General features: G+C 73.2%; 5 protein-coding genes. 4 read left to right on the top strand and 1 reads right to left on the bottom strand.

Translation table 11 applies throughout. The features are described from left to right. Positions 1-119 precede the first annotated feature (119 nt). Positions 120-779: a bifunctional DNA primase/polymerase gene (locus tag ACFXKG_RS27710; protein ID WP_384844586.1), complete on the bottom strand. Its 660-nt coding sequence runs from the start codon at positions 777-779 to the stop codon at positions 120-122. A 428-nt stretch (positions 780-1,207) separates the two neighbouring features. On the opposite strand from ACFXKG_RS27710, the gene ACFXKG_RS27705 reads away from it, so the two are divergent. The 4 genes from ACFXKG_RS27705 to ACFXKG_RS27690 all read left to right on the top strand — a co-directional run bounded on the left by ACFXKG_RS27705 (position 1,208) and on the right by ACFXKG_RS27690 (position 7,422). Next, positions 1,208-2,686 carry a hypothetical protein gene (locus ACFXKG_RS27705; RefSeq protein WP_384844583.1) on the top strand — a complete coding sequence of 493 codons (1,479 nt, stop codon included), beginning with the start codon at positions 1,208-1,210 and terminating at the stop codon, positions 2,684-2,686. A 488-nt stretch (positions 2,687-3,174) separates the two neighbouring features. Then, positions 3,175-4,470, top strand: a complete 1,296-nt coding sequence (locus tag ACFXKG_RS27700) for an ammonium transporter (protein WP_384844580.1) — start codon at positions 3,175-3,177, stop codon at positions 4,468-4,470. Beyond that, complete coding sequence (locus ACFXKG_RS27695; RefSeq protein ID WP_365814097.1) at positions 4,467-4,805, top strand: P-II family nitrogen regulator; 339 nt, start codon at positions 4,467-4,469, stop codon at positions 4,803-4,805. The genes ACFXKG_RS27700 and ACFXKG_RS27695 overlap by 4 nt, the downstream gene beginning before the upstream one ends. A gap of 16 nt (positions 4,806-4,821) precedes the next feature. After that, a complete protein-coding gene (locus ACFXKG_RS27690) occupies positions 4,822-7,422 on the top strand; it encodes a [protein-PII] uridylyltransferase (protein ID WP_384844577.1) in 2,601 nt (866 codons plus the stop codon). Positions 7,423-7,542: the final 120 nt, after the last annotated feature.

The raw sequence follows: 7,542 nt of genomic DNA, 5'->3' as shown, positions 1-7,542 counted from the left end.
GCGCCGTACGGCCGCGGCGGCGCCCCGCAACGGCGTTCCGCGCGGGGCGGGGGGCGCCCCCCGTACCCGCGCCACCTGCCCCGTGGGGCGGGCGACGCCCCCGTACGGCCCGCCCGCCGCTACGGCGGCGGCATCGAGCGGTGGCAGATGTACGCCAGGGTGCCGAGCAGCAGCCGGGCCTGTGGGGGCGGTGCCGCCGTGTCCAGGGACGGTGCCCGCAGCCAGCGGACCGGGCCGAGACCCGCCAGGTCCGACGGCGGCGCCGTGACGTGCGCGCCGGGGCCCAGGCCGTGCAGATCCAGGTCCGCGTCGTCCCAGCCCATCCGGTAGAGCAGCTCGGGCAGCTCCGCCGCCGCGCCCGGCGCCACGAAGAAGTGGGCGCGGCCCGTCGGTGTGGCCAGCACCGGGCCCAGCGGGAGCCCCATGCGTTCGAGCCGCACCAGCGCGCGGCTGCCGGCCGGCTCCGCGACGTCGATGATGTCGAAGCCCCGGCCCACCGGGAGCAGCACCGCCGCGCCGGGGACCTCCGCCCATGCCTTGGTGGCGTCGTCCACCGTGGCGCCCGCCGGGACCTCGGGGCAGAAGTCGAGCGGGTGCGCGCCGGGCGCCGGGCACCGTGGGGCACCACAGGAGCACTGTCCGCCCGAGGCCCGCGCGCCGGGCGCGACGTCCCAGCCCCAGAGTCCGGTGTACTCCGCCACCGCGGTGCACTCTGTGGTGCGAACGCGGCGCCGCGAGCCGGACCGCATCTCCCGGATGCCGCCGATCGTGAAGCCCATGCCCCCTCCAACGGGTCGAACTCGCCGGTGGTTACGAGTCGCAGTCTGCCCGTGACGCTCCGTTGTCACTTAAGCCATTCGAGTGGCGCGAAGAGGCATTGGGGGTAGTGCGATCCGATTCGCGCGCCCCCGTGTGCATCCTTACGCCACCCCCTGAACGTCGTACGTCAAGTCAATCGCGCTCCGTGCGGGGCGAGTTCATTCGAAGGGGTGGCGAATGGTGGCGTTTGTGGAATCACCCTCGCCGGACGGGTGATCGTAGGATTACTTTCGGTGCACGAACCTCGGGTAAGACAGTCTCGCGGGTATGCCAAGGGCAACTCGGTTTCCTGTTCGAAGGGGTGCAACTGCCGGACACGGAGCGGTCACCCACGGCATTCTGATAGCGGTTCGCGAGACAACGGCATTCGTCGGATGGGGGCTTTCCAGTGGGCGGCAGCGGCGCAGGCGGTACGGATACCGGCAAGCGTCCGAATGGGCAACTCAACTCGTGGTTCCTGCGCAGCGGCTGGTCGAAGGGGGAGTTGGCGCGCCAGGTCAACCGCCGCGCGCGCCAGATGGGCGCGCATCACATCAGCACGGACACCTCGCGCGTACGCCGCTGGCTCGACGGCGAGCAGCCGCGCGAGCCGATCCCACGCATCCTCTCCGAGCTGTTCTCCGAGCGCTTCGGCGCCGCGGTGGCCGTCGAGGAGCTGGGGCTGCGCTCCGCCCACCGCTCGCCCTCGGTCTCCGGGGTCGACCTGCCCTGGGCCGGCCCCCAGACCGTCGCGCTCATCAGCGAGTTCTCCCGCAGCGACCTGATGCTGGCGCGCCGCGGCTTCCTCGGTACGTCCCTGGGGCTGGCCGCCGGGCCCGCCCTCGTCGAGCCGATGCAGCGTTGGCTGGTGCCCACCCCCGCCGCCGACCCGGGTGAGCCGGCCCCCGATCCCGTCGCCCCCTCCCGTGCCACCCGCCTCTCCGACCCCGAGCTGGATCTGCTGGAGTCGACCACGGCCTGTTTCCGGCTGTGGGACGCCCAGTGCGGCGGCGGCCTGCGCCGCAAGGCGGTCGTCGGCCAGCTCCACGAGGTCACCGAACTCCTCCAGGAGCCGCAGCCCCGGGCGACCTCCCGGCGGCTCTTCCGGTGCGCGGCCGAGCTGGCGGAGCTGGCCGGCTGGATGAGCTACGACATGGGTCTCCACCCCAACGCCCAGAAGTACTTCGTGCTGGCCCTGCACGCCGCCAAGGAGGCCGGGGACAAGCCGCTCGGCTCGTACATCCTCTCCTCCATGAGCCGCCAGATGATCCACCTGGGCCGGCCCGACGACGCGCTCGAACTCATCCATCTCGCGCAGTACGGCAGCAGGGACAGCGCCACCCCCAGGACCCAGGCGATGCTGTATGCGATGGAGGCCAGGGCGTACGCCAACATGGGGCAGCCGAGCAAGACCAAGCGCGCCGTGAGAATGGCCGAGGACACCTTCTCCGACGCCGGGCTCGACGGCGGACCGGAGCCCGACTGGATCCGCTTCTTCTCCGAGGCCGAGCTCAACGGGGAGAACGCCCACTCGTACCGCGATCTGGCCTATGTCGCCGGCCGCAGCCCCACCTACGCCTCCCTTGCCGAGCCCGTCATGCGGCGCGCCGTCGAACTCTTCGCCAAGGACGACGACCACCAGCGGTCGTACGCGCTGAACCTGATCGGCATGGCCACCGTCCACCTCCTCAACCGCGAGCCCGAACAGGCCACGGCCCTGGCGGAGAAGGCCCTCGACGTCGCCCGCAGCGTGCGCTCGGAGCGCGTCAACACCCGGCTGCGCAAGACGCTCGACACCGCAGCCCGGGACTTCGGTGACGTCGCCGAGGTCGTCGACCTCACCGAAGTGCTCGCCAAGAAGCTGCCCGAGTCCGCGGAGGCCGTCTGAACCGCGGGCCTACCCGGTCGTGGGCGTCCCATCCCGGTCGTACACAGCCGCCCCGCCGTACACACCCCGACGCCGTACACAGCCCGACCGTGCCGTACCCGGCCCGACGCCGAACCCGGCCCGATCCCGCCGTACCCGGCCCGCCCCAGCTCCGGCCGCGGCAACCACCCCGTACAGCCCGACACGGCTCCCCCGCCGCCAGGACAGCAGGGTGGATGCCGCGGCCGGTCCTCGCCGTCCCGCGGTCCGCGAGAAGTCCCGAGCGGCCCGTGACGCGCCCACGGGATGTCCGCGGAGGGTATCCGCGGCCACCTGACGAGAGGCGCCGGTTCATCGGGGCGTAACACGCGGGACGCCTTCGTCACCACCGCGAAACATCGAGCGGCACTGGCTGAAACCGCGCTGCGTCAATCTCCTGAGCACAGTCGGCCCCATACCCGCTTGAGCATCCGCACGGGCCGTATCCGACCCACGAGGAGACGCTGGCCTTGAATGGCGCAGATACCGCATTCGTACTGATCAGTGCCGCGCTCGTCATGCTGATGACGCCCGGCCTGGCATTCTTCTACGGCGGCATGGTGCGGGTGAAGAGCGCCCTCAACATGCTCATGATGTCCCTGATCTCGCTCGGGATCGTCAGCGTGCTGTGGGTCCTCTACGGATACTCACTGACTTTCGGTGACGACATCGGCGGCGGTCTCCTGGGCAACTTCGACCACATCGGGTTCCAGGGCATTTCGGTCGACACCCTGACCGGGGGCAAGGAAGGCATCCCCGTCTTCGCCTTCGCCCTTTTCCAGCTGATGTTCGCCGTCCTCACTCCCGCGCTGATGAGCGGCGCGCTCGCCGACCGCGTGAAGTTCAGCGCCTGGGCGCTCTTCATCACGCTCTGGGTGACCGTGGTGTACTTCCCGATCGCGCACTGGGTCTGGCAGTCCGACGGCTGGCTCTTCAAGCTGGGTGTGATCGACTTCGCCGGCGGTACGGCGGTCCACATCAACGCCGGTGTCGGCGCGCTCGCCGCGGTCCTCGTCGTCGGCAAGCGCATCGGCTTCAAGAAGGACCCGATGCGGCCGCACAGCCTGCCGCTCGTCGTCCTCGGCATGGCCCTGCTGTGGTTCGGCTGGTTCGGCTTCAACGCCGGCTCGGCGCTCGCCGCCAACGGCACCTCCGCGATCATGGCCTTCAACACGCAGATCGCCACCGGCGCAGCCATGCTCGGCTGGCTGATCTACGAGCGGATCCGGCACGGCGCGTTCACCACGCTGGGCGCCGCCTCCGGCGCCGTCGCGGGCCTCGTCGCCATCACCCCGTCCGGCGCGAACGTCAGCCCCTTCGGCGCGATCCTCATCGGCCTCGTCGCCGGTCTGGTCTGCTCCTGGGCCGTCAGCCTCAAGTTCAAGCTGGGTTACGACGACTCCCTCGACGTGGTCGGCGTCCACCTGGTCGGCGGTGTCATCGGCACCCTGCTCGTCGGCCTCCTCGCGGTCGACGGCGTCGGCGGCCTCACGCAGCTCGGCAAGCAGGCCACCGGGGCCTTCTCCGTGATGGCGTACTCCTTCGTGGTTTCCTGGATCCTCGCCAAGATCGTCGATGTCACCATCGGTTTCCGTGCCTCCGAGGACGACGAGACCAGCGGTGTCGACATGGCGTACCACGCGGAGTCGGCGTACGACTACAGCGCGGTCGGCGGCTCCCCGTCCGGCCGCAGCAGCGTCGCCGCCGCCCCGCACCACGACGAGACCCACGCCGCCGCGGCGAAGACCAAGAAGGTGGACGCATGAAGCTCATCACCGCAGTCGTGAAGCCACACCGGCTGGACGAGATCAAGGAGGCCCTCCAGGGCTTCGGCGTCCAGGGCCTCACGGTCACGGAGGCCAGCGGATACGGCCGGCAGCGCGGCCACACCGAGGTCTACCGGGGTGCGGAGTACACCGTCGACCTCGTACCGAAGATCCGTATCGAGGTACTGGTCGAGGACGACGACGCCGAACAGCTCATCGACGTCGTGGTGAAGGCCGCCCGCACCGGCAAGATCGGTGACGGGAAGGTATGGAGCGTTCCGGTCGACACGGCGGTCCGGGTCCGGACCGGCGAGCGCGGCCCGGACGCCCTCTAGAGACGGGAACGACTGGGTGACGAGCGTCGAAGAGACCACCGAAAAGGCAGACTCGGGACCCAGCGGCTATGCGGCGGCCCGGCTGCGCCTCCTCCAGGAGAAGGCGCGGCCAGGGCCGCCGCGCCGTACCGCCCTCGCCCGCCTGACCGACGACTGGCTCAACGCGCTGTTCACCGCCGCCGCCCGGGAGTCCGGGGTGCGCGGCGCGGCGCTCGTCGCCGTCGGCGGCTACGGACGGGGCGAACTCTCCCCGCGCAGCGATCTCGACCTGCTGCTCCTGCACGACGGCAAGGCCTCCGCGCAGGCGGTCGCCGCCCTCGCCGACCGCGTCTGGTACCCCGTCTGGGACCTCGGACTCGCCCTCGACCACTCCGTACGCACCCCCGCCGAGGCACGCAGGACCGCCGCCGAGGACCTCAAGGTGCAGCTCGGCCTGCTCGACGCCCGGCACGTCGCCGGAGACCTCGGCCTGGTCACCGGCGTGCGCACCGCGATCCTCGCCGACTGGCGCAACACCGCGCCCAAGCGCCTGCCCCAACTGGACGACCTGTGCCGGGAACGGGCCGAGCGCCAGGGCGAGCTCCAGTTCCTCCTGGAACCCGACCTCAAGGAGGCCAGGGGCGGACTGCGGGACGCCACCGCGCTGCGCGCCGTCGCCGCCTCCTGGCTCGCCGACGCGCCCCGCGAGGGACTCGGCGAGGCCCGCCGGGCGCTGCTCGACGCCCGCGACGCCCTGCACCTGACCACCGGACGCGCCACCGACCGGCTCGCCCTCCAGGAACAGGACGCCGTCGCCGCCGAACTCGGGCTGCTCGACGCCGACGCCCTGCTGCGCCAGGTCTACGAGGCCGCGCGCACCGTCTCGTACGCCTCCGACGTCACCTGGCGCGAGGTCAACCGCGTGCTGCGCTCCCGCTCCGGGCGCCCCAAGCTGCGCGCCATGCTGGGCGGCAGGCCCGCCCCGGACCGCACCCCGCTCGCCGAGGGCGTCGTCGAGCAGGACGGCGAGGTCGTCCTCGCCCGCACCGCCCGGCCCGAACGCGACGCCGTGCTGCCCCTGCGGGCCGCGGCCGCCGCCGCACAGGCCGGCCTGCCGATCTCCCTGCACGCCGTACGCCGCCTCGCCCGCACCGGCAAACCCCTGCCGGTGCCCTGGCCGGCCGAGGCCCGCGAGGAGCTCGTCACCCTGCTCGGCGCCGGCGAACCGACCGTCCCCGTCTGGGAGGCGCTCGAAGCCGAAGGGCTCATCACCCAGCTCCTGCCCGACTGGGAGCGGGTACGGTGCCGGCCCCAGCGCAACCCCGTCCACACCTGGACCGTCGACCGCCACCTGGTCGAGGCCGCCGTCCGGGCGTCCTCGCTCACCCGCCGCGTCGGCCGCCCCGACCTGCTGCTCGTCTGTGCCCTGCTGCACGACATCGGCAAGGGCTGGCCCGGCGACCACTCCGTGGCCGGCGAGGTCATCGCCCGCGACGTGGCGGCCCGGATCGGCTTCGACCGCGACGACGTCGCCGTCATCGCCACCGTCGTACGCCACCACCTGCTGCTCATCGACACCGCGACCCGGCGCGACCTGGACGACCCGGCGACCGTCAGCTCCGTCGCCGGCCGCGTCGGCTCGCTCGCCACGCTGGAGCTGCTGCACGCGCTCACCGAGGCCGACGCGCTCGCCACCGGCCCCGCCGCCTGGTCGTCGTGGCGCTCCTCCCTCGTCGCCGACCTGGTCGCACGCGTCGCGGCCGTGCTCGCGGGCGACGATCCGGCGGAGCCCGAGCCGGCCGCGCCCAGCGCGGAGCAGGAACGCCTCGCCGTGGAGGCACTGCGCACCGGCGGTCCCGTACTGGCCCTGCGCGCGCGGCCCGACGCCCCACGCCCCGAGTCCGCACGGCCGGAGTCCGCGGAGGGCGGGGCCGCGCGGGACGGGTGGGAGGACGGGCCGGAGGGCGGCGCGCCGGAACCGGTCGGCGTCGAACTGCTCATCGCCCTGCCCGACCGGCCCGGCGTGCTGCCCGCGGCGGCCGGTGTGCTCGCGCTGCACCGGCTCACCGTACGCGCCGCCGAACTGCGCGCCGTCGAACTGCCCGCCGGACTGGGCGACCCGCCCGGCGAACCGGCGGACGGAGCGGGCGCCGGGCCGGCCGCCGGGTCGGGCGTTGGGCCGGGCGCGGGGGCCGGGCCGGAGCGGAACGTCGGCGTCCTGCTGCTGAGCTGGCGCGTCGCCGCGGCGTACGGCTCGCTGCCGCAGGCCGCCCGGCTCCGCGCCGACCTCGTACGGGCCCTGGACGGCTCCCTGGACATCCCGGCCAGGCTCGCCGAGCGGGAGGCCGCCTACCCGCGCCGCCGTGGCGTCAAGGCCCCGCCGCCCCGGGTGACGGTGGCACCGACCGCCTCCCGGCACGCGACCGTCATCGAGGTACGGGCCCAGGACGCCCCGGGGCTGCTCCACCGCATCGGCCGCGCCCTGGACGACGCGCGGGTGATGGTGCGCAGCGCCCATGTGTCCACACTGGGCGCCAACGCCGTCGACGCCTTCTACGTCACCTCGGACCGTGGACGCCCGTTGACGGCGGAGGCCGCGGCCGAGCTGGCACGCGCGGTGGAGACCGCGCTGCGCTGAGGCACGCCACCCACCGCCGGGGATACCAGGGCCTCCCCGGCGGTGACGATTCCGGCCGCCGGGTGGCACCCGGCCGTACGGGGCGCGTACGCCTCCCGTACGGCCGGGCCACCCAGGGGG

The sequence above is a fragment of the Streptomyces sp. NPDC059255 genome, assembly GCF_042752355.1.
Taxonomy (GTDB): Bacteria; Actinomycetota; Actinomycetes; order Streptomycetales; family Streptomycetaceae; genus Streptomyces.
Note: the sequence above shows the minus strand (reverse complement) of the source record. Positions and strands in the feature narration are given on the sequence as shown.